Source organism: Rhodoblastus sp. (assembly GCF_019449565.1).
Taxonomy (GTDB): Bacteria; Pseudomonadota; Alphaproteobacteria; order Rhizobiales; family Beijerinckiaceae; genus Rhodoblastus.
This window is the reverse complement of sequence record NZ_JAGRPM010000038.1, coordinates 1-25088: the sequence shown is the minus strand read 5'-3', so window position 1 is coordinate 25088 and position 25088 is coordinate 1. Positions and strand designations below refer to the sequence as shown.

Below are 25088 nucleotides of genomic sequence, written 5' to 3'. Positions count from 1 at the left end.
GCGTATGACCGATTGGAGCTACGAGACCTGCGATCCGGTCTATCAGGATCGTTCGAGCCGTACCCGGAAAGTGTTCGTCCGGACGATTCCAGCCCTTGCCGCTTTCTCGTTCAGCGCCGCGGTCGCCCTGCGCCTGGCTGGCGGCTTGGCAGGCGATGCGGGCGTTCCCTCGGACGTCGGCCTGCACGCCGCCGCACAAGCGGCCGGGCCCCAATCCACAACGTCTGGCCAAACGCCTGAATCGGGCGCCTTCGCCAAATCGGCAGCCGTCGCGGTCGCGCATGTGGCGCTCGAATCCGGCCCGACCAAACCCGATATGGACAAGCCGCGCAATCCCTTCGGCGGGCTGTTCGACCCGGACCTCGCCTCCACCGGCATGACGGGCATGGCCGCCCAGAACGATCCTGTCGGGCCCTCCTTCTCGCCCTTGCAGTCCGAGCCGCTTTTCGTGCTCGTCGAGACGCCTGACAGCGCGTCCCAGATCGCCGAGGCGGACACCAACCAGCAGGTCGCGGAAGCGGAGCCCGCGCAAGCCGATTCCGCGCAAGCCAATGCGGGGCAGGCGATCGCTCAAGCTTTGGCCAATGTTCCGCTGCCGCCCCTTCGGACCGCTCAGGTCGCAGAAGCCGAGCCGCCCGCGGCTGTCGCGGACGGCCATCCGCTGCCGCCAACGCGTCCGTCCGAACTTTCCAACATCGCCCGCGTCGCGGTCGACGTCACCCCGCGCCGCGAGATCGCGCCGCCGGCGACGCCTCTGCCCGCGCCCCCGACCCGCGCCGCCGCCGCCGCTTCGGTGCGCGAGCGTGCCCAGGCGACGACCTTCGCGCGCAACGACCCTCGCTCCCTGTTCGACAAGTTGTTCACCGGCAATTCCGAGCAGAAGGGCCCGCAACTCGCCTATGCCTCGCAGGAAGGCGGCGGCGGCGGGTTGTTCAACCTGTCGCGGGGTCCGTCGGCCTCGCCCTCGCCGGTCGTCGCGACGGGCGGCACGGCGGTCTATGACATTTCCGCGCATACGGTCTATCTGCCGAACGGCCAGGCGCTCGAGGCCCATTCCGGCCTCGGCCCCTATTTCGACCATCCGGGCTATGTCCACGTACGGATGCGCGGCTCGACCCCGCCCGCGACCTATCAGCTCACCTTGCGCGAAAGCCTGTTCCACGGCGTCCAGGCTTTGCGCCTGACGCCGCTGGACAGCAATGTCCATGGCCGCAACGGCCTGCTGGCGCACACCTTCATGCTCGGGCAGCGCGGCGATTCCAACGGCTGCGTCTCGTTCCGCAACTACCGCGCCTTCCTCGACGCTTATATGCGCGGCGAAATCCGCCAGCTGAAAGTGGTCGCGAGCCGGTAAGCCCGCTCGCCGCTCAAGGCGCGCCAGTTGGCCATACCTTGAGCGGATTGCCGTGCTCTGGGTCCATGATGGTGTAATTTTCGAGGAATAGGGACGCGCCGCAGTCCCTGACCCTTTGCACGACATCCGCCGGAACCGTCGGAAGAGGCGTTTCCTCTCTTCCAAACATCGCGATCCACAGCGTCGCCGTCACGCGTTTCGAGCGAAGGTCATCGACGATCTCAGGAACGGCGGCGATCGCGGCGACGTTTTGGTCGATCCACGGCGAAATGTCGTTCGCGTCGTCGGTAGCCGTTTCCACGAACGAGACATAATGGCTTTTGGCCAACCTGCCGGCCAAAGGGCCGGTAAAAATCATGGGCTCGCCCTTGATGTGCAAATGTTCGCGTGGAAATTTCAGCGTTTCGGCCAAGGACGCCAGTGGCTTGCCGTCGCTGTACAGCCGCAGGCTCATACGAAATCGATAGTGGCGTTTCGATTGCATTACGTCGCCCGGTTCGGAGACAAAAGAGGTTGCATAATGGCTATCCTGCCAAGACCTTTTGATAGAACAAATAGAGAACATAAATGAAAAGTCAAATTCTTTCTCGGCTCGACGACGATGGCTGACAGCCGCGTCATCCCGCCCTATAAGACCCCTTCCGCCCGCGCCGGGAACCGGCGCGGGCCATTCGTCCTTGTGGAGGCTGCATGTCGGGCACGACAAGATCGAGCGAGGGGCTGGACCCGCGTCGGCGTAGAATTCTGTTCCGGTGCTGGCATCGGGGCATGAGGGAGGTCGATCTTCTGCTCGGCCAGTTCGCCGACGCCCGCATCGACCAGCTGAGCGAGGACGAACTCGACCAGCTCGAACATTTCATGGATGCCCAGGACGCCGACATCTTCTCGTGGTTTGCGGGCTCCAAGCCGGTCGATCCGGCCTATGACCGGCCGATCTTCCTGACGATCAAGGCCTTCCACACCCATAACGGCCCGATCCATATTTGAGGCCGCCTTGGCGCCCAGCCGGTAATCAGAAACTTCCCGATGCATGATCTTCACCGCGCCTGCGCCGAACTGGAAAAAGGCCGCTCGCTGATCCTCTCGCGCGCGCCGGAGGGTTTTGACGCCTTCGTCGCCGCCGATCTCGCGCGTGGCCTGGCCAAGGCGGGGGAGGGGCGCTCCTGCGCGCTGGTCCATGTCGCCCGCGACAGCCAGCGGCTGCGCGCCTTCCGCGACGCGCTGACTTTCGCGGCGCCTGACGCCGAGATTCTGGAATTTCCGGCCTGGGACTGCCAGCCCTACGACCGGGTCTCGCCCAATGGCGCAGTTGCGGCCGAGCGCATGACCGCTCTGGCGCGCCTCGCCCGCACGCGCTCGTCCTTCGAAAAACCGCGCCTGCTGCTCACCACCGTCGCCGCGCTCGCCCAGCGCGTACCGCCGCGCAAGGACATGGCGGCGAAAAGCTTTTCCGCGACGCCGGGGGCGGCGGTCGATCTGCACGAACTCGCCGCCTGGCTCGAAGCCAACGGTTTTATGCGCGCCTCCACTGTAAGGGAGAGCGGGGAATATGCGCTGCGCGGCGGCATCGTCGATCTCTATCCGCCGAGCCTGCCCGCGCCGGTGCGGCTCGATTTCTTCGGCGACGTGCTGGAGACGATCCGCGCCTTCGACCCGGAAAGCCAGCGCACCACCGCGCAATTGCGCGCGCTCGATCTCGTGCCGGTCAATGAGGCTCCGATCCTCACCGAGACGATCAAGCGTTTCCGCCAAAGCTATATCGCGCATTTCGGCGCGCAGACGCGCGGCGACGCCCTCTATGAGGCGGTGAGCGAAGGCCGCCGCCCGGCGGGGCTGGAGCATTGGCTGCCTCTGCTCTACGACAAGCTCGACAGCCTGTTCGACTATATCGACGACGCGCCGCTGCTGCTCGACGCGCAGGCGGAAGCCGCCGCTGGCGAACGCTTCGACCAGATCAAGGATTATTACGAGGCGCGCCGCAGCGTCTATGCGCGCGACCCCGCGCATTGCAATTACAAGCCGCTGCCGCCGGACGAGCTCTATCTCTCGGCCGATGAATTCAAGGCGGCCCTGGCCAGGGCCGCGACCGCGCGCTTCACGCCCTTCGCCGCTCCGGAAGGGGCGACAACGCTGATCGATTGCGGCGGCGTCGCGGGACGCAATTTCGCGCCCGAGCGCAATGACGAAAACGCCAATGTGTTCCAGGCGGCGGTCGATCATATCCGCGCCTTGCAGGGCGAGGGAAAGAAAGTCATCGTCGCGGGCTGGACCGATGGATCGCGCGAGCGCCTTGGCTCGGTTCTGGCCGAACATGGCCTCAAGAAACAGGAGATCGTCTCCTCGCTGTCCCAGGCCCTGAGCCTGCGCGACGCCCGCGCCGCTTTGGCGGTGATCGGGCTGGAAGCCGGCTTCGTCGCGGGCGACCTCGCCGTAATCGGCGAACAGGACATTCTCGGCGACCGTCTCGCGCCGCAGCGCAAGCGCCGCAAACGGGCGGAAAATTTTCTGGCCGAAGTCTCGGCGCTGTCGGCGGGCGACCTCGTCGTCCATGTCGATCACGGCATCGGGCGTTTCGTCGGACTGAAGCAGATCGAGGCCGCTGGCGCGCCGCATGACTGCCTGGAGCTGCATTATCACGCCGGCGACAAGCTGTTCGTGCCGGTGGAAAATATCGAGCTGCTGTCGCGTTACGGCTCCGAGGACAATGAGGTCACGCTTGACCGGCTCGGCCACAGCGCCTGGCGCGAGCGCAAGGCCCGCCTGAAGCTGCGCATCCGCAATATGGCGCAGGGGCTCATCAAGATCGCCGCCGCCCGCGCCCTGCACGAGGCGCCGCGACTGACGCCGCCCGAGGGCCTTTACGAGGAATTCTGCGCCCGTTTCCCTTACGACGAGACCGAGGACCAGCTCGGCGCCATCGAATCGACGCTGATGGACATGGCCTCCGGCAAGCCGATGGACCGCCTGATCTGCGGCGACGTTGGCTTCGGCAAGACGGAAGTCGCGCTGCGCGCCGCCTTCACGGCGGCGATCAACGGCGTCCAGGTCGCACTGGTCGTGCCGACCACCCTGCTGGCGCGCCAGCATTTCAAGAATTTTTCCGCGCGTTTCGCCGGGTTGCCGGTGCGGCTGGCGCAGATGTCGCGTATGGTCGGCACGGCGGATATGAAGGCGGCGCGGGCTGGCGCGGCCGACGGAACGATCGATATTGTCATCGGCACCCATGCGGTGCTGGGCAAGACCGTCGGCTTCAAGAATCTGGGCCTCGTCATCATCGACGAGGAGCAGCATTTCGGCGTCGGGCACAAGGAGCGACTCAAGGAGATGCGCGCGGCGGTCCATGTGCTGACCCTCTCCGCGACCCCGATTCCGCGCACGCTGCAACTGGCGCTCACGGGCGTGCGCGAACTTTCGATCATCGCCACGCCGCCCGTCGACCGCCTCGCCGTGCGCACCTTTGTGACGCCCTTCGACGACCTGATCCTGCGCGAGGCCCTATTGCGCGAGCGTTTTCGCGGCGGCCAGAGCTTCTTCGTCTGCCCGCGTCTCGAAGACCTCGACGATGTCGCGGCCTGGCTGCGCCAGAATACGCCCGAGGCCCGATTCACCATTGCCCATGGCCAGATGGCGGCGACCGAACTGGAGGAGCGCATCGGCGCTTTCTATGACGGCAAATATGACGTGCTGGTCTCGACCAATATCGTCGAATCCGGCCTCGACATTCCGACCGCCAACACCTTGATCGTCTATCGCTCCGACATGTTCGGCCTCGCGCAGCTCTATCAATTGCGCGGCCGCGTCGGGCGCTCCAAGACGCGCGCCTATGCCTTCTTTACAACGCCGCTCAACCGCACCGTCACGCCGCAGGCGCAGAAGCGGCTGGAGGTGCTGCAATCGCTTGACACGCTCGGCGCGGGCTTCCAGCTCGCCAGCCACGATCTCGACCTGCGCGGCGCCGGCAATCTGCTCGGCGACGAGCAATCCGGCCATATCCGCGAGGTCGGCTATGAGCTGTACCAACAGATGCTGAACGAGACGATCGCGGCGCTGAAGGCGGGCGGCGGCGAGGCGGTGGAAGAGACCTGGTCGCCGCTGATCACGCTTGGCACGCCGGTGACGATCCCCGAACATTATGTCGAGGATCTCGACCTGAGGCTGCAGCTTTACCGCCGTCTGGCGACACTGGATGACGAGGCCGAGATCGAAAGCTTCGCCGCCGAAATGATCGACCGTTTTGGGCCGATGCCGGACGAGGTCAAGCAATTGATGGTCCTCGTCGGGGTCAAGGCTTTGTGCCGCCGCGCCCATGTCGAGAAACTGGAAGCCGGGCCGAAGGGCATCATCATCGGCTTCCGCAACAACAGCTTCGCCAATCCGGCGGGGCTGGTGCGGTTTATCGCGCGGCAGGGTTCGGAGGCCAAGGTGCGGCCGGACATGAAGATCGTCTTCATCGGCGAATTCGAGCGGGCGGCGGACCGGTTGAGCGGCGCCCGCGCGATCATGCGCGAACTGGTGGCGATTGCGGAAAAGAAGGGGTGAAAGCGTCAATCCGCCGCGCCGGCGGGCGTGACGACCAGCGTCTCGAAGGCCTGCAAAATATCTGGCAGCGCTCTGCCGGTGTCGTCGCTCCATTCGGGATCGACCGTGAATTGCAGGCGTAAATGCAGATCGTCGATCGAGCGGATTGGCAGTTCATGCTCATAGAGCGCCTGGACGCGCTGGGCTCGATAAAAGGCCGGAAGGTCGAGCTGGCTGTCGCCGGGACGGCCCATCAGCATTTCGAGTTCATGTGATCGCGCTTTCCATTCGTCGAATTCGTCCTTCGCCTCGCGCAAACTGGTCGGCAACGCGAAAGCCTGTTCGATCCGGGTTACGACTCTGTCGGAGGGCGGACCAAAGCTGCCGCGATCCCAGCCGTCGAGGCTGGCGTGCCAGCGTCCGGGCGGGTCGAGGTCCGGCGTCAGCGGCGTCAAAAGATCGGCGACGGCGTCATGCAGCAGCTGTTCGCGCGGGTTGCGCGCAAGGCCCGCTTCGCGCGAGCCATAGCGCGCGATGATTTCTTCGCGCTCGCCCTCGGTCTGACGCCATTCTGTCTCCTGGCGCGCGGCGACCGCCGCTTGATGCTTGTCGTAGGATTCTCGGCTCGGCCATTTGACGCCGGTTTCGTCGGTATAGGTCGCGGCCTCCGGTTCTTTTGCGCGAGGGCTTTGGGCGCGCGGCGCCTGACCGATCAGCCTTTGGCCGAGATCCGTAAAAGTCAGACCCTCTGAGTCGAGATGCTCGCGCAGCTTGCGTAGAGCGACCATCGCCTCGCTTTCGTTCTGGCTGCCGGCGAGCGAAAGCAATTTGCCGAGCCGGACGACGTCGAGACCCATGGCGCATCTGGCTCCTGAATGATGATCGCGCTGCGCCGTCCCGCTTTCCGGCAGAAAGCGAGCAAGGCGTGAACCAAAGGACAGCAATATTCGCGCCATGGAACGCGCGCTCAGCGTCGCGACGGCGTCCCGAATTGGTCTCTCACTTGCATGGGATCGCGACAGGATCAGATGTTGCGAGAGAACGAAATGTCAGACGATGCCTTGCGCTCGGTCGTTGTGGCCAAGAAAACCGTTGAAGCCAACAATGTGTTGTCCTTCGAGCTGATCGACCCTGACGGTACGGAGCTTCCGGCTTTTTCGGCCGGCTCCCATATCGATGTGACGATCCCGGGGGGATTGGTCCGCCAATATTCCCTGTGCAACAGCGAAGCCGATCGTCATCGCTATATTATCGGCGTGTGGAATGATCCGAACAGCCGCGGCGGATCGAAGGCCATGCATAATGTGGTGAAGGAAGGGGATGTGTTGCAAGTCGGCCAGCCGCGCAACCGTTTCCGCGTGCCGCGCCAAACCAAACGCGCCTTGCTGATCGCGCGCGGCATCGGCGCGACGCCGATGCTGAGCATCGCCGATCATCTGAAGACGCATGATATCCCCTTCGCTTTCCATTATCTCCACGCGCTTGGATCGCCGGGGGCGTTCAACGCCATGATCGCGGGCTCCGCCTTCGTGGAAAATACGACATCCTATCTGGAATCGAATGGCGAGGCGCTGGACCCGAAAACGGTTCTTCTGGATCAGCCGGACGATACGCAACTCTTCATTTGCGGCGTGGACTGGTGGCTCGATCCCATTATTGCCTTCGCCAAGCAAAACGGCTGGACCGAGGAACGCATCCATATCGAGCGCTTCACGGCAAAGGCCTCGGCGCCCTTGCTCGACAAGGTATTCGAGGTGAAGATCGCGAGCACAGGCGCGGTCTTCAAGATTCCCGGCGACAAGAGCGTCACGGAGTTTCTGGAAGAAAAGGGCGTCAAAGTTCCCACCTCTTGCGAGCAGGGCATGTGCGGGACCTGCAAGGTCAAGGTTCTCGAGGGCGAGGTGGACCACCGTGACAAGCGCCTCTCGGGCGAGCAGCGCGCCCAGGGCTATTTCCTCGCCTGCGTCTCGCGGGCGAAGGGGCCTCTTCTTGTGTTGGATTTGTGACAATGCCTAAGGAGCGGGCGGCCTCGCACCGCCTGCTGGAGGCATGCGCCTCGTCGCTTGTCGAACAAAGGACATAAGACCATGCACAACAAGCGCCTTGAGGCCCTGCGCAGCAATCCGGGCGGGGACTGGATCCCCGCCGACATCGAGATCACGGCGTCTCAATATGCCGTGAAATTCAGGAAGATCACAGGAACCCACGAGGTGTTTCTTCATCCCTCCGTGCCGGATTGCGTCACTGTCCCATTGAAACAAAAGATCCGGGCTGTTCACGTCCGCGCCTTCGTCGCCCTGATCGACAAGATGGATGCACTCGACCCATGACCGAACCAAGCGCATATCGCTACGAGACGGCGCCCCTCCCTGAAGCGGAGGGCGGCGGCTATGTGGTGAGCTTCCCCGATATTCCGGGCTGTCTTGGCGTCGCCGATACTGAAGAGGAGGCGGTCGCCGACGCGCAAAAGGCGCTCTTCGCCTGCCTTGACGCGCTCAAGGCCGTCGGGCGGCCTGCGCCTGCGCCCTCCGCGCCGCCAGGCTGACAAATACTCGGTACGATAGGGCGCCATGGGGCGCGATTTCTCGCGCGAATCGCAGAGAAGAACGGGGTGATCAGCGGGGCTCGCCCACGAATTTCAGCAGACCGTCGAAATCTTTGACGGTTGCATCGGGCGCTGGCCGCAACCGCTCTGCCGGCAGGCCGAAACGATTGACCCAGACCGTGCGATAGCCAAAACTTTTCGCGCCGAACGCGTCCCAGCCGCCGAACGCGACGAACAGGATTTCGTCCTTTTTTAGATCAAGCTTTTCCATGCCCAGACGATAGGCGCGCGGCTCCGGTTTGAACGAGCCATTGACTTCGGTGCTGATGAACTCGTCAAACAGATCGGCAAAGCCCGCATTTTCGGCGTTGGCGCGCAACATGGCCGGAGTCAGATTGGACAATGCGATTACGCGCAGGCCCGACTGCCGTAACTTCCGCAAGCCATCGACAGTGTCCGGCCAGGGTTTGAGATGCCGGAAGGCGTCGAGCAGCGCCTGTTTGCGGTCGTCGATCAGGTCGAGCTTCGCCGCCTCGGCGGAATATTCGAGCGATGCTTCGAGCAGTTTGGCGAAATCCTCGTGACGTCCAGCCGCTGAACTCACGAAATTATATTCGAATAATTTCCCGCGCCATAGCTTGACCAGTTCGGCGCCCTTGCCAGGAAAAGCCGCTTCCGCCGCAGGAAGCACGGAATTGGCGTCGAACAGGACGAAATAGTCGAAAGCAATGGCTCGGATTGCCGACTGCGCTGGCGACGGAAGGGTGGCCCCGATCGCCATTTGAAGGATCGCCGCGGCGAGAAAAGATCTGATGCGCATCGTCGACTCATCGGAAGACACGGCGGTTCGCGCCGATCGATGGGAATACGCTGTCGAGCGAGAGTTGTTACGGCCGCACGAAATCCGCGAAGGCGGCGAGTTGCTTGCTCAGAAAATCCTTGGTCGTCGCGTCGGTCAGGTCGCCGGTCGCGGTGTCGCACTTACCATAGGCGCCGCTGATCATTGCTTCCGGCGCGTTCATGACGCGGCCGTCAAGAAACACGAAAATCTGGCGCAGGTGATATTGCATGCGGGCGCCGCCGAGCGCGCCCGGCGAGGCGCTCTGGATCAGGATGGGCTTTGCCTTGAACGGATTGGGGGACAGGCGCGACAGCCAGTCGATCGCGTTTTTCAATGTGCCGGGCACGGAATAATTATATTCCGGCGAGACGATGATGACGCCATCGGCGGCCTTGATCGCGGCGCCCATCGCTTCGACGGCGGCGGGAATTCCTTCGGCCTGCACATCGGCGTTGTAGAGCGGGAAATCGCCCACCGAGCCCAGCGCCGAAATGGCGACGCCCTCGGGCGCAAGGGCGGGCAGGGCGCGCGCCACGCCGCCATTGACGGAGGCCTTGCGCAGGCTGCCGAGCATGGTCACGAAATGCAGGTTCTTTCCGCTCATGTCGTCTCCTGTAGTGGGCTTGGGAAAAGGCCGGTCTGGGTCAGCCGGTCAGGAAATGCGGTGCGAAATCGCCGGTCTGGTCCAGCCAGTCATTGGCGGCGGCGCGTCCGGCATCGCGCAGTTGGGAGATGAAGGACCATTCCAGATTGCCGGGGCTGTGCTCGGCCAGCGACTGCACGGTATCTTCCGCCGAGAGCCGGTCGATCCGCAGCTTGCACCATTTGCCCGAGGCGTCGCCTCCCGCGCAGAGCGGCGCCAGCAGCCGGATCGCCTCGATTTCGCGGTCGAGGGTCGAGGCGAAATTGATCTGCTCGATGCGGCGTTCGATGTCGCTGCGCGAGCGCGGCGAGGCCTGCGAGCGACTCGGCGTGATCTGGATGATCAGGACGTCCGAGGCGTCGCTCTCCACCACCAGCGGCGTCAGCGGCGGATTGGCGATATAGCCGCCGTCCCAGTAAAGCTCGCCGTCGATTTCGATGGATTGATGCAATAGGGGCAGGCAGGCCGAGGCCAGGATGGACTCGACCGTCAGTTCGTCATTGCGGAAAATGCGCAGGCTGGCCGTGCTGACGCGGGTCGCGGCGATCAGCAGGCGCGGGCTGGAAAGATGCCGCAGCCGTTCGAAATCGACATGGGCCTCAAGCGCCACGCGCAGCGGGTTCAGGTCGAAGGGATTGAATTGATAGGGCGACATCGCCCGCGCCATAAAGCCGAGCGGCAGGGTCACGGCCTTGGGTAGGAACGCTGCGCTCTTGCTGACATGGGTCCAGAATTTTTCGAGGTTTTTCCGGGCGCCTTCGCGTCCGCCTTCCGCGAGGCCGCTCGCCAGCAAAGCGGCGTTGACCGCGCCGGCGCTGGCGCCGGAAAAGGCGTCGAGGACAAGATTCTCTTCTTCGAGCAAGCGCTCGAGCGCGCCCCAGGTGAAGGCGCCGAAGGATCCGCCGCCCTGAAGGGCGAGCGCGAGCCGGCTTGGGGGCCAGGGGCGGTTTCCGCTTTGCGGGCGGAAATCGAGGGCGGCCTTGACGATATCCAAATTGAACCTCCGGCGCGGAGGCGCCTGCTCTGAAGTTAAGCGCCGCCGGGCAAAGCGCAAGCGCCCGCGGCAGATTAAGTGCGCCCGCGGCAGATTAAGTGCGCCTGCGGCAGATTAAGAGCGCCTGGGGGTGAATAAGTGCGCCGGCGGCGGACTCAGCGCCCCCGCACAGGATTAAACGCCGCAGCAGTGGATAAGGTCGCGCGACGGGGATTTTATTTTGCTGGGCGCTATTGCCGCGCGTAACCTTAATTTAACGAATCGTTAGTGCTTTTCCTTCAATTGTATCGAGTCGCCGTCCTCTTCTGCGGGGTTACCGCCGTGGCGCTCAATATGCTTGCCGCCGTATTGTTCGGCGCTTTGGTCGGCCTTGATCGCCGATTTTCCGGACACCAGCGCGCTTTGACCTTCGCAATCGCCGCCGCCCTAGCCGGGCTGGCCTTCGGGCGGCTATGGGCCGCTTTCGCGCCGGCTGACTGGTATGTCGATTCCATCTGGGTCGAGATTTCCGCAGCCTGCTGCATCTTCGCGCTGGGCTTCGGCGTCGACGACCGCGTTCCCTGGGAAAATGCGGACTCACTTGCGGCTGGGGCCCTGGACGAGGACGACTCGCGCGACCTCTACAGGCTGCGGCTGTTTCAGGCCGCCGCTTTTGGCTTCGCCAATTCCATCAACGCCTGGGTTTATGCGCTTTCTTTCCTGATGTTCATGGCCGCCGCTCATCTGCTCGAATGGGCTCTGACGCGCGCCCTGGAGCTGGGCGGCGACGAGAAGACGCTCCCCTCACGGCGGGATCAGCCTGAAATGGCGGCGGCGCGCGCCGCCGCGCCGCCGGAATGGCTCGAAGATGCGCCGCGCTCCTTTATCGCCGCGCTCAATGCGGCTTATCGGGACGAGCTGGCTCCGGCGCAAGGCTCCAGCTCTCCAGCGCCTCGCCAAATAAGGGTTGTGCGTAATTCGGCAAAGCCTTTGGATGCGCGATCCGCCGCCAATACGCGATCCATTGCGCCCGCGAATGGTAAAGCGGCACGACATAAAACCCCGACAGAAGCACGCGATCCAGCGCGCGGGCGGCGGTAACGAAATCCTCCCGCGTTTCCGCCGCCTGCAACGCCGCGATCATGGCGTCGATGGCCGGGTTTTTCGCCCCAGCGAGATTATAGGACGCTTCCTGTGCGGCGCTGTCGCCGCCCCATCTCATGCGCTGCTCATTGCCGGGCGAGGCCGAGGCCTGCCAAAGCCCGATCATCATGTCGAATTCGAAACGCTGGCGGCGGCGCTGGAACTGTACCTCGTCGACCAGCCGCACGCGGGCGTCCACGCCGATCCGGCGCAGCTGGCCGGAATAATAGAGCGCGAGGCGCTCCTGCTCGCGGTCGATGACGAGAATCTCGAAGGCCAGCGCCTTGCCGTCGCGCGTCAGCACGCCGTCCTGCAGCTTCCATCCGGCTTTTTCCGCCAGCGCCAGCGCCTTTTTCGCAAGGGCGCGGTCGCGGCCGGAGCCGTCCGAGCGCGGCGGCGTCCAGCGGCCGTCGAGAATGTCTTCGCGCACGGCGCCCGGAAAGGGCGCGAGCAAAGCGCGCTCCGCCGCGCTCGCCGGGCGGCCCGAGGCCGAGAGCTCGGATTCGTCGAAGAAGCTTCGGGTCCGCGTATAGAGGTTTGAATAGAGATTGGCGTTGAGCCATTCGAAATCGAACATCGCAGCCAGAGCCTCGCGCAGGCGCGGGTCGGCGAAGAGGGCTCGGCGGGTGTTGAAGGCGAATCCGCGCAGCCCCTTGGGGCCGCCGAGCGGCAAGGTCTCCAGCGCGACGCGGCCGTCGCGGCGGGCGGCGAAATCATAGCCGCCGACCCAACGATGCGGGTTGGTCTCTTCGCGATAATCGACAAGCCCCGCCTTGAAGGCCTCGAACAGGCTGTTGTCGTCGCGGCCGTAATCGAACACGACCTCGTCGAAATTATAGAGCCCGCAGGCCATCGGCAGGTCCTTGCCCCAATAATTGGGGTCGCGGCGCAGGACCAGCTTTTCGCCCGGCTTGACCTCGGCGACCTTGTAGGGGCCTGACCCGAGCGGAACGGTCAGACCCTCCTCGGTGAAGCGCTTCTCGGTCATGGCGTGGGCCGGCAGGACGGGCATCAGGGCCAGAATTAGCGGCAGTTCGCGGTCATCGGCGCCGGCGAGGTCATAGCGGATCGTACGATCGTCCAGCGCCTCGATCGAGCGCACCAGCCCATAGGCGGCGCGCTGCTGGGGGCGGCCCTTGTTCTTCAGCAGGTTGAAGGAAAAAACCACGTCGCGCGCGGTGATCGGCGCGCCGTCGGAGAAATGCGCGGCGGGGTTGAGCCGGAACACGACGTGATCGCGGGCTTCATTGGTTTCGATGGTCTCCGCGATGAGGCCGTAAAGCGTGAAGGGCTCGTCATAGGAGCGGGCCATCAGGCTCTCATAGACCGGTCCCGCTATGCCTGCGGCGGTCGTCCCGGCGTTGACGCCATAGGGGTTGAGATTGTCGAAGGCGCCATATGCGCCGAGATGCAAGGTTCCGCCCTTGCGGGCGGCGGGATCGGCGTAGGGCAGGCATTTGAAGCCGGGCGGAAGCGCAGGCTCGCCCTGCATGGCGATGGAATGACTGATTCGGCCCTGCGGCTTTTCTTCCGCGCCGCGCGCGCCAACTGACCCGAACCACGGCAAGGCGGCGGCGAGGCAGGCGGCGAAAACCTGGCGTGGAAACGAACGGAAGCGGCGCATGGCGGGATGCTAAAGCAAATTTATGGGTTTGACGCCCGATTTTACCCGTGGGACCAAGAAAAGAAGGCCCCCGGAGTTTTCTCTGCTGGAAATACGCGGACGAAGACGATATGAAGGCGCCGTCAATCTGTCGCCTTATTTTAAGGCGATGAGCGCTTCGTTTTGCTCCCAAGGGGCGATCAGGGGTTCTCTCGCAATATCGCGGGCCAGGCGTTCCGCCGCCCCGCTGAAAGGATTTCGAATGTCGCTGTCTTCGTCCCGCTTTGGCGCCGCTCTGGTGGCGGGCGCGCTCCTCCTCGGCTCCGCCCCGGCCTTCGCGCAGCAGCCGGCGGCTCCGGCCGCCCCGGCTCCCGGCCAGGCGCCTGCCGGCCAGCCCGGCGGCGCCCCGCAGGGTCCGCTGAAGGTTGATCTCATTCCCACACAGGCGGATTGGACCAAGGTTTGCGGCCACGACAACGCCGCCAACAAGGACATCTGCTACACCACGCGTGATTTTGGCGCCCAGAAGGACCAGGCCCCGGTCCTCGCCCTCGCCGTTTATGACGTGAAGGGCGAAGACGTCAGGATCGTCCGCTTCCTGATGCCCGTCGGCCTGATGCTGCGCCCGGGCTTCCGTTTCTCGATCGACAAGGGTCCTGTCACCGAAGGCGCCTTCGAGATCTGCTTCCCGAACGGCTGCTTCGCCGAGGCCAAGGTGAAGAAGGACGTCGTCGACGCCGCCCGAAAGGGCACGGCCATGACCGTCGTGGTCAAGAACCAGGCCAATGCCGAAGTCGTGTTCAACGTGCCGCTGGCGGGTTTCGGCAAGGCCTTCGACGGCCCGGCGGTCGACCCCAAGGTTCTGGAAGAGCAGCAGAAGAAGCTGGCCGCCGAACTGCAAAAGCGCGCCGAGGAAGAGCGCAAGAAGCTTGAGCAGCAGGGCGGCGGCGCCGCTCCGGCCGCGCCCGCCGCGCCGGCTGCCCCCGCCGCTCCGGCGAAGTAAGTTATTCGCGCATCGGCGGCCGCTCCGGCGGCCGCCGTCGCAAAACAAAAAAACGCGCGGAGCGATCCCCAGCCATTCAACAAAGGTGTTGATGCAAAAATATCACACCGCTAATACCATGAGGCCGCCTTTCGAGGCGGCCTTTTCACTGAAGTATCGGAAGCGTGGCCGAATTTAGCGCGCCGGAATCCCCAGCCGCGCCATGATCTCCTGCGCCTGCGCCTTGGCATCGCGCGCCATCGACTTGGTGATCAGTGAAAACCGCTTTCCGTTGGACCAGTTCAGCAGCAATTCAGGCGTGATCTCGCGAACCTCCCATTTTTGATCGCCATGGGGATCGATGCCTGCATCGGCCATGATTTCCACGAGGGCGCGTGAGCCATTGGCGTCGAAGAAGGTGTCATCCGAGGCCCGGACCATGACATACGCGGCTCTCTGACGCTGGCCGTCGTTGCCAATCATGAGCGCGACGATGGGTAAATCGGTCATGGCGTGAAGGGCGAGAGCGATGGCTGGATTCCGTTGGTCAACGGCAGTCTCAATGAGCAGTTCGTAATATCTCATGTATGTATTTATTCGCCTCGAAGTTGGCTATATTTTTCGCCAATGCATTCGATCTGAAATGTCGAGGGGACGAGATGGCGCGTGGCATCTGTTTAATGACCGATAAGAACGGCGATCCTTACGCCGTCGTAGTCGATTATGGGAATATGATCGAAAATCAGGTTGATTTGGATTTTTATGAGGCACAAGGCTATCAACCGCCTTGGCAACAATTGCCGCGCTGCGGAGAACAAGACTCTTCATTAAAACATAAATAGAAGCATGGACAACAATACAATCATAATCTTTCCAGATGATTTTATTTCTGACGCTTCACATCAGGGAATAGATATTGTAAAGTTAGCAACAAATGCGCTGCTTAGAATGCGCCGTTGCGCGGACACGACAGAAAATACATATGAAATGGCGGTCAAAATCAAAAATCCAGAATGCGACAATGCAAAATGCATTTTTGAGATCGAATTTACGCGCACCCCAAAGCCGTAATCGGAATATTCCAAGGTCCGTCGGACTGGACTTCAGCCCCACGATGTTCCTAATATGTTCTCATCGGAGGGCATGCCATGGCCATCGAGCGGATCGGAGCGTTTATCGAGGTGATTGACGAAGACGGGATGCGCAATCTCGTCCGGATCACCGCGATTCAACGGGTCTGCGATGTCGATGAGTTCCGCGAGGAAGCCTACCTGACGGTCGCAGGCCGCATGATTTTGATCCGGGTTTCGCTGGATGAGATGCGTGAGGTTTTGATGGAGGCCGCAAACCGATAGAACGCAACGAAGTATTGCGTTCTCATATATGGCGCGCCCATCATTCGTGTCGCCAGACCTTGATGGCCGACAGAACCAAGATGAGGGCCAGCGCAGGCAGCAGAATCGAGGTTGGGATGAGGCCGAGTAATTGCCCACCTACGAAACTGCCGATGATGGAGCCGACGGCCATCAACAGGACGAACCGGCCATTGCCTCGCAGAACTGCGAAGGCTTGGTCCTGACTATATCGTGCGAAACCGACCAACATTGTCGGCAAACTGATAGCGAGTGACAGACTTCCAGCCAGCTTGATGTCCGCCCCGAATAGGAGGATGAGCGTCGGAATTAGGAGTTCTCCACCGGCTACGCCCATGAGGGCCGCCGCCACGCCAATCGCAAAGCCAGCGATGACGCCAGCGACCATTTGAGATGCGCCAGTCAGGATTGCTTCGGTGGAAACGACATCGTGGCCGAGCAACAGGATCGCGGCGATCATGACCAGCATGACTGCGATGGTTCGGAAGAGAGTTCTCGATGCGAGCCGAGTAGCCCACCCCGCGCCAAACCAAGCGCCAAACAGGCTTCCCGCCAATAGATTCAGGATGATAGGCCAATGGCTCGCGATTTCACCAAGAGGCACGCTGCGCGCACGGAATGGAAGAGCGGTCGCAACTACGATGAGGCTCATCGCCTTATTGACGATCACGGCTTCCAACGCGCCAAACCCGAACACGCCGATCAGAAGGGGAAGACGGAACTCTGCGCCTCCAAGGCCGATCAAACCGCCGAGTATTCCAATGAGGGCGCCGCCACCAACGGCGCGCGGAGCACTTCTGGATTTTTCGGCGGAGACTTCGATTTCCAAGGACATACGCGTTCCTTCGCTGCGGAGCTTATGGTGACCGCAATGCCAAATCTATGCCGTCCTCATTTTCGACATCCATATGGGCTGACCTTCCACCCGAATAAACCGTATGTGATAGCCATGGAATATGTAATTCATTAATATTCGTTTTAATAAATCGCGAATAATAAATAGTTATATGCTTAAATTATCTAATATGTCATATGAACAGCTTTGTGAGTTTACCGTATTTTGGAATTCACTTACTCATGACGGCCAAAAATGCGCTCTCCGTGCAGGATTTGCATACAATCTTCACTTTCAAAGACCAGATTTGGCACGATCATATCAAGTGACTTCTGATCTTATCGAAGCGATCCAGATTTGTCGAAGGTCTTAAAAAGATCGCTACCCAACGCAAATAGCTTTTTCCGTGCCTCTTCACGCCCCTCATCAAGGCTTTCCTTTTTCGAAAGGTGAGAAATTTTGAATGTTCCGAAATCGCAAAGCACTTGAATTTCGAAAATATACCCTTGATCCTGCGCGAATACGCTAACAACCTTCGCTGACACGCTCATTTAATCAATCCTCATTTCAACGAATCCCTGATGTCGAAATACAATATGTCTTGCGTCCGGATTTTGCCAGCGGCCAAGCCCAAGCCTTCCGCCGCAGTTTTCTTTGTTTTCGGGCTGACCCAAACGAAGTTGTGCCATACCCGGTAAATCGTCAGAACTTTCTCGATCATCGCCGGGTCGTATGGCGCGTAAATATCCCACAGGCCGTTGGCGCGCCTGACTGACCGGATTGGCCGCTCACAAAACGCGATGCGCCTGCGGATACGATTGAACACCGTATCGACCGGCCAGAGCGTTGCCTTCATGAGCAGATTGGCCGTATGGGCGTCGTCGTAGTCGCCGTAGTCGGTCACATACCGAACGCGCTTCTCTGGCTCAGCCGCATCCGGGAACGGATGGGTGATCGTCGTTTGCTGCAAAGCGGTATTCGGTGTGGGGCTGGCGGCACGAATGGCGGCGATCTGCGCGGCCATGATCGCCGTCTTGGCCTCCTTGTCCGACAAGTCCGGATATTTTTTCCGCTCGTCTCTGAACCACGCCCGCGCCTCGGCATTCTTGTTCTGCCGTTGGATCGTGTTCAGCGTCTTGCTGATGTAGGCAACCACGATGTCCGCCTTGCGGCTTGCGATCTCGCCGGAGAATGCGCCCATACAGGCGCCCAAGAGGCCGGAATCGCCATCAATGAAGAACCGATATTTTCCAACATTCGGGAGCAGATAACGCAGGAGCCAATAATGGCCGTGCATCAGATAATCGGCATGGACCTGCACACCCGTCGTCGGAAGCTGCTGCTCATCGGTCAGGCCTTCCGGCGCGTCGAGGTCGTCCCGCGCCTTGTTCGAACCTGTGGCGGTGCGGAGGACTGATCCGGCGTAGTCATCTTGTGTCCAGACCCGCGCGAAATCCCTCATCGGAATCGGCTTGTCGGCATCACCAGCCTTTTTGGCGGCATCTTCGAGATCGCCCGGCAGCATCGATTTGTCGAAGTTGGGCGACATGGCGAACAGATAGCCGCTTTTCAGGTCGGCGGTCGCTATTGCTGTCAGTTGGACCGTCTTGCGTGCGCGCCGGTCGCCCCAATTGACCATATAGTCCTGCCGATCAGTGCAGAGATACAGCCGTTCAAAGCTCATGTTGCGCAGCTTCATTTCGCGTTCGGCTGCGAACAAGCGGCATTGCTCGTAAATGAAATCGATTTTCCCATAAAGGGCGGCGACGCCCAACTCCGCAATCTCCATCATCCGATTGATCGGCGATTTGTTGACGAGGAGATCGAAAACCAATGAGTTCTTGTGAGGCTTCTTTTGGCTGCGCGTCGGTTTGCCCAGTGACATGGTCTTCTTGCAGTCGCGGCACTGCCAGCGGTCCGAGCCGGATCGCGTCTTGCCGTATTTTCGGAACCGGGTCGTGTTGCCGCAATCGCATATCAGGGGGCTTTGGACCCATAGATACGAGCCTTGCCTTTGCAATTCCTCGTGGACGCCCTTGTTGCTCTTGAGGGTCGAAAACTTCGTGCATTTCTTGCAGCTAAGGCCGGTCGATCCTGTGCCGACCACGGCATATCCGTCACCGCGCAACGCGGCACCGGGGCCTTTCAGAAAACGCCCCTCTCGCGGTGGCACACCGAAGTTTTCGCATCCCGGCGTTTTGCAGCCATTTACTTGGACATGTTCGTGCGCTGGCGGGATTGGCCTCATTTTCGAAGTCGGAGAAATCTCCGACTTGGGCGCCGATGATGGAGAATTGTTCATGCTTCGTTCTTACGCCAACCTTGGCAGGGCGTCGAGAGATTTCGTCTTAGCATGTCTTCCCGGAATCGCACGAAAAAGGCCGTGGCGGGATGCCACGGCCTCAGTGTCTAAGAATTTAGGTGTGATATTTTTGCATCAACACCTTTGCTGAATGGCTGGGGAGCGATCCGCGCGTTTTTTTTATTCAGAAAATCAATTCAGGACGCGCGAGCGGACGACATAGCGGCCCGTGTCGGAGCGCGCGAAGGCCTCGTCGATCTGCGGATTGCGCAAGGGTGCGCCGCTGTCGTCGCGTTCGAGATTCTGCTCGGACACATAGGCCATGTATTCAGTGTCCGAATTTTCGGCATAGAGGTGATAGAAGGGCTGGTCCTTGGCTGGACGCACTTCCTCGGGAATGGAGAGCCACCATTCCTCGGTGTTCGCAAAAACCGGATCGATGTCGTAAATCACGCCGCGGAAGGGATATTTGCGGTGTTTGACGACTTCGCCAATGCCATATTTCGCCGCGCGCGGTTTCATTTCGATGGCCCCGTCAGGCTAAGCAGGGCAAAGAAAGTTCCACAGCTACGCATTTAAGTCAATCAGGCCCGCCTTTCGGCGCATAGGCGCGCGAGGCGGGCCATAATGCGGGCTCCTTCAGAAGCCGTAGAGCGCGGCGTAATCCGGGTCCTTGGCGGCGACCTGACGGGCGCAGTCCACCATGACCTTGGCCTGTTTCCAGGTCGCGTCGTCCTGCATTTTGCCGTCGATCATGGCCACGCCGGAGCCATCGGGCATGGCTTCCAGAATCTTCCGGGCGAAAGCCACTTCCTTGGGATCGGGCGAGAAGACCTTTTTGGCGATGGCGATCTGGTTGGGGTGCAGCGACCAGGCGCCCGCGCAGCCAAGCAGGAATGCGTTGCGGAACTGCACTTCGCAGGCGGAGAGGTCGCCAATGTCGCCAAAGGGGCCATAAAAGCTCTTGATGCCGGCCGAGGCGCAGGCGTCCACCATCTTGGCGACGGTGTAATGCCAGAGATCCTGCTGATAGACCGGCCGCTCGGATACGCCAGCGACCGGATCGGCCAGCACCTTATATTCGGGATGGCCGCCGCCGACGCGGGTGGTTTTCATGGCGCGCGAGGCGGCGAGATCGGCCGGGCCGAGGCTCATGCCATGCATGCGCGGCGAGGCGAGGGCGATGTCCTCGACATTCTTGACGCCTTCGGCGGTTTCGAGAATGGCGTGGATCAGGATCGGCTTGGTGACGCCGTGCCGCGCTTCGAGCTGTGCGAGCAACTGGTCGAGATAGTGAATATCCCAGGGGCCTTCGACCTTGGGCAGCATGATGACGTCGAGCTTGTTGCCGATCGCGCCGACAATCTCGGTGACATCGTCGAGCAGCCAGGGCGAGTTCAGGCAGTTCACGCGGGTCCACAGGCCGGTCGTGCCGAAATTATTGGCGAGGCCCATTTCAATAAAGCCCTTGCGCGCCGCCTCTTTGGCGTCGGCGGGAATGGCGTCCTCGAGATTGCCGAGAATGACGTCGGCGGTCGGGATGATCTCGCCCATCTTGGCCCGCACCTTTTCCAGATGCGGCGGCACGAAATGAATCATGCGTTCGACGCGCACCGGCAATTCGCGATAAGGCGCGGGAGCGCCGATCGCCAGGGGTTCAAAGAATTTGCGAGGGCTCTTGCTCATGAACAGGCTCCATTGGCTGCCATGCCTCTAGGATAAAACCAACTTGGCCGCAATTGCACTCTTTCGCGTAACAGCCCAAAATCCAGGCATGCGAGACTATGACCTCGATCCGATCGAACTGCTGACCCCCACGGAGATGGGACGGGCGGACGCCCTTACGATCGCTGGCGGCGTCCCCGGCTATGGGCTGATGCTGCGCGCGGGCAAAAATGTCGCCGCCGCCGCAGCCGACATGCTGCGCGAGGGCGAGGGGCGGCGCGTCGCGGTGTTTTGCGGTCCCGGCAATAATGGCGGCGACGGCTATGTCGCGGCGCGGCTTCTGCGCGAGCAGGGTTTTGAGGTCGCCGTCGGCGCGCTCGGCGATCCGGCGCGGCTGGGCGGCGATGCGGGGCAAGCCTTTTTGGACTGGGGCGGGACCATCGCGCCGGCGGATTCGCTCGATCCGCGCGCCTGCGATCTTGTCGTCGACGCCTTGTTCGGCGCCGGCCTGTCGCGCCCGCTCGATGGCCTCGCCCTGCAGATCGTCGAGCGCATCAACGCTTCGGGGACGCCGGTGCTGGCGGTGGATGTGCCTTCGGGGCTCGATGGCGCCAATGGAGCGATTGGCTCGCTAGCCGTGCGGGCGCGCGAGACCGTGACCTTCTTCCGCCTCAAGCCTGGCCATGTGCTGCTGCCGGGCCGAACCGCCTGCGGCAAGCTGCGCCTGACCCAGATCGGGATCGAAGACGCGGTTCTGCGTCAAATAGGGCCGCAAAACTTTCTCAACGCGCCTGCGCTCTGGCGCGGCCATATGCCCTGGCCCGAAACGTATGGCCATAAATATGCGCGCGGTCACCTGGTCGTTGCTACCGGGCCGGCGATCCGGACCGGGGCGGGGCGCCTCGCGGCCCGGGCGGGGCTGCGCGTTGGGGCCGGACTCGTCACCATCGCCAGCCCCGAGGAGGCTCTGGCCGTCAACGCCGCCCATCTCACCGCCATCATGCTGCGCGGCGTGGACGGCCCGGCGCAATGGCGCGACCTGCTCGCCGACAGGCGCTTTTCCGCCGTAGTGCTTGGGCCGGCCTTTGGCGTGGGCGAAGCGACACAGGCGGTGGTGGAGGCCATTCTTGGCGCCGTGGCGAAGGACGCCGGGCGGCGCTTCGGCCTCGTGCTGGACGCCGACGCCTTAACTTCCTTTTCATCGCAGTCGGATAGGCTGTCTCATATGATCCAGGCGAGTGGCGCCGAGGTTGTTGTCACGCCACATGAAGGAGAATTTTCACGTCTTTTCAATAAGAAAGACGGGAAAGCTCCGGTAAAGCCAGAAGGTGATGCGCGCGCTTACGAAGCTGCATCCGATATGCCTCTTCAACCGACTGAATTTCCTTACAAAATTGACCGCGCTCGCGCCTCCGCCCGCGCCTTGGGCGCCTGTGTTGTGTTGAAGGGGCCGGACACGATTGTCGCCAGTCCGGACGGCCGCGCGGCCATCGCCCGCAACGCGCCGCCGACGCTCGCCACTGCGGGTTCGGGCGACGTCCTCGCCGGACTGATCGGCGGCCTGCTGGCGCAGGGCATGGCGACATTCGAGGCGGCAGCCTGCGCGGTCTGGCTGCATGGCGAGGCGGCGAATCTGTTCGGGCCGGGGCTGATCGCCGAGGATTTGCCAGAGATTCTTCCGCGCGTATTGGCTGATCTCGTGCCGAGGTGAAAAGGGAGGGAAGCATGTCCGAACCAGTCATCGCCCAAAAGGGGCCTTTTCCCGTCGAACTCGAAGCCGGCAAAACCTATTTCTGGTGCGCCTGCGGCAAATCCGCCAAACAGCCTTTCTGCGACGGTTCGCATAAGGGGTCGGGCTTCACGCCGATTGCTTACAAAGCAGAAACGTCGGGCGAAGTGTGGTTCTGCGGCTGCAAACATTCAGGCGACAAGCCGTTTTGCGACGGGACGCATGCGACATTGTGAAGTGGAATTTGATCGCGCTGGCCAATCGCGTCGTCTATTAACAGTTTCCGCGAAAACAGTGTCGGGAGATATCTGATGGAATCCGCGCAAAGCGGCCGAGTGGCGTCGACGGAAAAGCTCCCTCCACTCCCGTCGAGCGCCCCGGCGGCTTTCGCCCTTGCCATCTTGATGACTGGTGTGGTCGCCGGGCTCGGCGGGATGACGCTCGCCCTGCTGCTTCACCATGTCCAGCACCTTGCTTATGATTACGGCTCCGGACATCGGCCGACGCCAGAAAGCTTCCTCGAAGGCATCACTGCGGCAGCGCCGCTTCGCCGTATCGCGTCCCTGACTGTTTGCGGTCTTGTCGCGGGCATCGGCTGGTGGGCGCTCGCCCATTTTGGCAAGCCGCTGGTCAGCATCAAGCAAGCAGTGGGGCCAGAGCGCCACGCGCCGTCAATGCCCCCACTTTCGACGACAATTCACGCCTTGTTGCAAATCGTCACGGTCGCACTCGGTTCACCGCTTGGCCGCGAAGTTGCGCCGCGCGAAATTGGAGCGCTCATCGCAACAAAATTCGCGGCGCTCATGGGTTTGACAGTTGAGGACACGAGAATTGTGATCGCGTGCGGCGCTGGAGCTGGCCTTGCCGCCGTTTATAACGTGCCGCTCGGCGGCGCGATATTTGTCCTCGAAGTAGTTCTTATAAACCTTTCGCCGAAGGTATTGGTTTCGGCTCTCTTGTCTTCGACAATCGCATCGATGGTCGCGTGGATTGGACTGGGCAACGTCCAACAATATACGGTTGAATCGATTGATGTCAGCGCGTCCATATTTGCGGGGGCGGCTCTTGTCGGGCCGCTTTGCGGCTTGACGGCCTATGTCTTCACGCGAATGACGCGATGGGGCTTGAGCGCCGCGCAGCAGGGCTGGACGCGTATTCCTCTCTCCATTGCGGTGTTTGCCCTGATCGGGATGAGCGCTTACTGGTTCCCCCAGATTCCCGGAAATGGCAAGGGGCCGGCGCAGTTGGGATTTGACGGGTCCCTTAGCCTCGAACTCGCCGCGGCGCTTCTGTTGATCAAGTGTTCCGCTGTCGTCCTGAGCCTTCGCGTCGGCGCGGCCGGCGGCCTGTTGACGCCAAGTTTCGCGATCGGCGCTCTGCTGGCGACACTCTTCGCGCAATTTTGGGGCGCGCTCGTTCCGAACAGTTCGGTGGAGGCGCTCGCCATATGCGGCGCAGCGGCGTTCCTGGCGTCGTCCCTATCGATGCCGCTCAGCGCCATCATGTTGACGATCGAATTCACGAGGATCGGCCACGACATGTGGGGACCGCTTCTGATCGCCGTCGTCGGCTCGGTGGCCGCTTTCGGTCAAGTCGGTCGACTGGCCGCGAAGAGCAAGGCCAAGCCGAATATTCGCGCGCGGGGCGAAGCCGTTGTGGAAGGAACGTCCTGAGTCAGCCGTGTGGATTCAAGTTCATTCGATTCAGCGCTCCACAATTCTTTGGGCGACGACCGACGCGTTTCGAGCCGCGCGCGCCATCTGGATTTGAGTGGTCAGCCTCGTAATTGCGGCGTGGATAGCTGCATATTCGAGCTCCAGTTTCACTGTCGCGAGGTGAGATTATCGGCACATCGCGACAAAAGCTCCGCAAGGCGTTCTGCATCGGCTTTGCCGACGACCTCAATCATAATCTCCTCCAGATCACCGATGACCCGATGCGCCTGAGCGAGGATTTTCTGCCCGGCCTGTGTCAGCTCGCTTCTCAGAATACGTCCGTGGGATGGATCGGCCTCTCGCGAAAGGAGCCCATCCCGGTGCAGGTTTGCAAGAATGCCCTGCATCGTCTGCGGCGTAACAAAAGCCGCTCGCGCCAAGCGGGCGTTCGAGATGCCAGCTTCCGCCTCAATCGCGCACAGAACGGCATATTGCGCCACCGTTAGACCCAAGGGGCGCAGGACCTCATCCATGCGTGTGCGAAGCGCCTGCTGTGCGCGCTTCAGCGCGTAGCCCAGCCGCTTGGCGACAGGTTCTGGCATATTTTCGCTCGACATATCAGGCTCCTTATATTATATCAGCCTCCTGATAATAACGATGGAGATCACCATGGCCAAGCTGATTGGACCCGACTTCATAGCGCTCCAGGTGCGCGACCTCGAAGCTTCCAAACGCTTCTATATTGAGCGCCTCGGTCTTTCGCTTGCCGATCGAAGCCCGCCTGGCTGCGAATTCCGATTCAATCCGGCCACCGATTCCGATTTGAAGCCGGCCGTGCTTCCGATTTGATGTCGGCCACCATTCCGAAATGAAGCCGGCCACCTGAGCCGATCTTTCGGCTCTCAAAGTTTGCTCCCCGCAGGTCAG

Annotated in this window: 27 protein-coding genes; 12 read left to right on the top strand and 15 right to left on the bottom strand. The window is 61.8% G+C overall.

The window, feature by feature from the left end; all coding sequences use genetic code 11:
• The first annotated feature begins 4 nt into the window (after positions 1-4).
• Positions 5-1354 carry a DUF2778 domain-containing protein gene (locus tag QZ409_RS08675; protein WP_296709464.1) on the top strand — a complete coding sequence of 450 codons (1350 nt, stop codon included), beginning with the start codon at positions 5-7 and terminating at the stop codon, positions 1352-1354.
• Between the two features lie 13 nt (positions 1355-1367).
• On the opposite strand, the gene QZ409_RS08670 is transcribed toward QZ409_RS08675, so the two are convergent.
• Entirely contained in the window at positions 1368-1919 is a 552-nt protein-coding gene (locus QZ409_RS08670; RefSeq protein WP_296709461.1) for a hypothetical protein, read from the bottom strand.
• A 125-nt stretch (positions 1920-2044) separates the two neighbouring features.
• Between QZ409_RS08670 and QZ409_RS08665 the strand changes: the two genes are divergently transcribed.
• Both QZ409_RS08665 and mfd read left to right on the top strand, forming a co-directional pair.
• Positions 2045-2341 carry a succinate dehydrogenase assembly factor 2 gene (locus tag QZ409_RS08665; RefSeq protein WP_296709458.1) on the top strand — a complete coding sequence of 99 codons (297 nt, stop codon included), beginning with the start codon at positions 2045-2047 and terminating at the stop codon, positions 2339-2341.
• A gap of 39 nt (positions 2342-2380) precedes the next feature.
• A complete protein-coding gene (mfd, locus tag QZ409_RS08660) occupies positions 2381-5893 on the top strand; it encodes a transcription-repair coupling factor (protein ID WP_296709456.1) in 3513 nt (1170 codons plus the stop codon).
• 5 nt (positions 5894-5898) lie between these two features.
• On the opposite strand, the gene QZ409_RS08655 is transcribed toward mfd, so the two are convergent.
• Entirely contained in the window at positions 5899-6729 is an 831-nt protein-coding gene (locus tag QZ409_RS08655; protein ID WP_296709454.1) for a hypothetical protein, read from the bottom strand.
• Between the two features lie 189 nt (positions 6730-6918).
• Here QZ409_RS08655 and QZ409_RS08650 point away from each other — a divergent pair, with 189 nt between their 5' ends.
• The 3 genes from QZ409_RS08650 to QZ409_RS08640 all read left to right on the top strand — a co-directional run bounded on the left by QZ409_RS08650 (position 6919) and on the right by QZ409_RS08640 (position 8417).
• Positions 6919-7878, top strand: a complete 960-nt coding sequence (locus tag QZ409_RS08650) for a PDR/VanB family oxidoreductase (RefSeq protein WP_296709452.1) — start codon at positions 6919-6921, stop codon at positions 7876-7878.
• 81 nt (positions 7879-7959) lie between these two features.
• Positions 7960-8202 carry a hypothetical protein gene (locus QZ409_RS08645; RefSeq protein ID WP_296709450.1) on the top strand — a complete coding sequence of 81 codons (243 nt, stop codon included), beginning with the start codon at positions 7960-7962 and terminating at the stop codon, positions 8200-8202.
• Positions 8199-8417, top strand: a complete 219-nt coding sequence (locus QZ409_RS08640) for a type II toxin-antitoxin system HicB family antitoxin (RefSeq protein WP_296709448.1) — start codon at positions 8199-8201, stop codon at positions 8415-8417. The genes QZ409_RS08645 and QZ409_RS08640 overlap by 4 nt, the downstream gene beginning before the upstream one ends.
• 70 nt (positions 8418-8487) lie before the next feature.
• On the opposite strand, the gene QZ409_RS08635 is transcribed toward QZ409_RS08640, so the two are convergent.
• From QZ409_RS08635 to QZ409_RS08615, 5 genes are all read right to left on the bottom strand, one after another.
• Positions 8488-9237, bottom strand: a complete 750-nt coding sequence (locus tag QZ409_RS08635) for a haloacid dehalogenase type II (protein ID WP_296709445.1) — start codon at positions 9235-9237, stop codon at positions 8488-8490.
• Between the two features lie 67 nt (positions 9238-9304).
• On the bottom strand, positions 9305-9862 hold the full coding sequence (locus tag QZ409_RS08630) for an NADPH-dependent FMN reductase (protein WP_296709442.1): 558 nt from the start codon (positions 9860-9862) through the stop codon (positions 9305-9307).
• A gap of 40 nt (positions 9863-9902) precedes the next feature.
• On the bottom strand, positions 9903-10895 hold the full coding sequence (locus tag QZ409_RS08625) for a patatin-like phospholipase family protein (RefSeq protein ID WP_296709440.1): 993 nt from the start codon (positions 10893-10895) through the stop codon (positions 9903-9905).
• A gap of 264 nt (positions 10896-11159) precedes the next feature.
• Positions 11160-11288 carry a hypothetical protein gene (locus QZ409_RS08620; RefSeq protein ID WP_296709435.1) on the bottom strand — a complete coding sequence of 43 codons (129 nt, stop codon included), beginning with the start codon at positions 11286-11288 and terminating at the stop codon, positions 11160-11162.
• Positions 11289-11769: 481 nt separating this feature from the next.
• On the bottom strand, positions 11770-13641 hold the full coding sequence (locus tag QZ409_RS08615; protein ID WP_296709432.1) for an extracellular solute-binding protein: 1872 nt from the start codon (positions 13639-13641) through the stop codon (positions 11770-11772).
• A gap of 241 nt (positions 13642-13882) precedes the next feature.
• Here QZ409_RS08615 and QZ409_RS08610 point away from each other — a divergent pair, with 241 nt between their 5' ends.
• The gene (locus tag QZ409_RS08610) at positions 13883-14623 is read left to right on the top strand and encodes an invasion associated locus B family protein (protein ID WP_296709429.1); all 741 of its coding nucleotides are present in this window, start codon (positions 13883-13885) and stop codon (positions 14621-14623) included.
• Positions 14624-14797: 174 nt separating this feature from the next.
• Here QZ409_RS08610 and QZ409_RS08605 read toward each other — a convergent pair whose 3' ends face one another.
• Entirely contained in the window at positions 14798-15085 is a 288-nt protein-coding gene (locus QZ409_RS08605) for a hypothetical protein (protein ID WP_296709427.1), read from the bottom strand.
• A 176-nt stretch (positions 15086-15261) separates the two neighbouring features.
• Between QZ409_RS08605 and QZ409_RS08600 the strand changes: the two genes are divergently transcribed.
• Entirely contained in the window at positions 15262-15444 is a 183-nt protein-coding gene (locus tag QZ409_RS08600; protein ID WP_296709426.1) for a hypothetical protein, read from the top strand.
• Between the two features lie 306 nt (positions 15445-15750).
• The gene (locus tag QZ409_RS08595; RefSeq protein WP_296709423.1) at positions 15751-15957 is read left to right on the top strand and encodes a hypothetical protein; all 207 of its coding nucleotides are present in this window, start codon (positions 15751-15753) and stop codon (positions 15955-15957) included.
• 40 nt (positions 15958-15997) lie between these two features.
• On the opposite strand, the gene QZ409_RS08590 is transcribed toward QZ409_RS08595, so the two are convergent.
• From QZ409_RS08590 to QZ409_RS08570, 5 genes are all read right to left on the bottom strand, one after another.
• The gene (locus QZ409_RS08590) at positions 15998-16810 is read right to left on the bottom strand and encodes a sulfite exporter TauE/SafE family protein (protein WP_296709420.1); all 813 of its coding nucleotides are present in this window, start codon (positions 16808-16810) and stop codon (positions 15998-16000) included.
• 338 nt (positions 16811-17148) lie between these two features.
• Positions 17149-17361, bottom strand: coding sequence for a hypothetical protein (locus QZ409_RS08585; RefSeq protein ID WP_296709418.1), 213 nt, complete (start codon positions 17359-17361; stop codon positions 17149-17151).
• 11 nt (positions 17362-17372) lie between these two features.
• Positions 17373-19112 (bottom strand): hypothetical protein, encoded by a 1740-nt coding sequence (locus QZ409_RS08580; RefSeq protein WP_296709415.1) that lies wholly within the window; start codon positions 19110-19112, stop codon positions 17373-17375.
• Between the two features lie 192 nt (positions 19113-19304).
• Positions 19305-19634 (bottom strand): heat shock protein HspQ, encoded by a 330-nt coding sequence (hspQ, locus tag QZ409_RS08575; protein WP_283365481.1) that lies wholly within the window; start codon positions 19632-19634, stop codon positions 19305-19307.
• A gap of 117 nt (positions 19635-19751) precedes the next feature.
• Positions 19752-20798 carry a CoA ester lyase gene (locus QZ409_RS08570; protein WP_296709408.1) on the bottom strand — a complete coding sequence of 349 codons (1047 nt, stop codon included), beginning with the start codon at positions 20796-20798 and terminating at the stop codon, positions 19752-19754.
• Between the two features lie 88 nt (positions 20799-20886).
• Between QZ409_RS08570 and QZ409_RS08565 the strand changes: the two genes are divergently transcribed.
• From QZ409_RS08565 to QZ409_RS08555, 3 genes are all read left to right on the top strand, one after another.
• Positions 20887-22488, top strand: coding sequence for an NAD(P)H-hydrate dehydratase (locus tag QZ409_RS08565; protein WP_296709405.1), 1602 nt, complete (start codon positions 20887-20889; stop codon positions 22486-22488).
• Positions 22489-22502: 14 nt separating this feature from the next.
• Positions 22503-22742 carry a CDGSH iron-sulfur domain-containing protein gene (locus QZ409_RS08560; protein WP_296709402.1) on the top strand — a complete coding sequence of 80 codons (240 nt, stop codon included), beginning with the start codon at positions 22503-22505 and terminating at the stop codon, positions 22740-22742.
• Positions 22743-22817: 75 nt separating this feature from the next.
• Entirely contained in the window at positions 22818-24179 is a 1362-nt protein-coding gene (locus QZ409_RS08555) for a chloride channel protein (protein WP_296709400.1), read from the top strand.
• Between the two features lie 149 nt (positions 24180-24328).
• Here the strand turns inward: QZ409_RS08555 and QZ409_RS08550 are convergent, their stop codons facing one another.
• The gene (locus QZ409_RS08550; protein ID WP_296709398.1) at positions 24329-24778 is read right to left on the bottom strand and encodes a MarR family transcriptional regulator; all 450 of its coding nucleotides are present in this window, start codon (positions 24776-24778) and stop codon (positions 24329-24331) included.
• 10 nt (positions 24779-24788) lie between these two features.
• Positions 24789-25088: hypothetical protein (locus QZ409_RS08545; RefSeq protein WP_296709395.1), on the bottom strand; the 300-nt coding region annotated here is incomplete at its 5' end.